The organism is Telluria sp. AZSoR62 (genome assembly GCF_058111565.1).
The window spans coordinates 1-240 of sequence record NZ_JBYTST010000555.1 but is presented as its reverse complement, the minus strand read 5'-3'; the positions used below and the strand labels follow the sequence as shown (position 1 = coordinate 240).

The 240-nt window shown below is 52.9% G+C and carries 1 protein-coding gene; it reads right to left on the bottom strand.

Going from position 1 to position 240, the window contains the following annotated elements:
- Nucleotides 1–240, bottom strand: a 240-nt coding sequence (locus tag AC3XQU_RS24745; protein ID WP_489876743.1) for a diguanylate cyclase, incomplete at both ends; no start/stop codon positions are given.

The following is a 240-nucleotide window of genomic DNA, read 5'->3' as shown; positions in this document are numbered from 1 at the left end:
CCTATTGATGCCGTAACCCTGATTTCAGCGTCCTGATCTGCAATGGCTATAGGTGAGTTCACGAGGCTAAGGATCTGCTTGGCCAGCCTTCTTGAGCCTCGCCGTGACTGTCCTGTGACCATAGCAATGTAGACGTCACCACCTAGCCGGGCGACATGGCCATCAGTGCCAAATTTACAATTCAGGCGGTTGGTAATCTCGTGCAGTACAACATCGCCAACGTCGAAACCGAACCGCTGA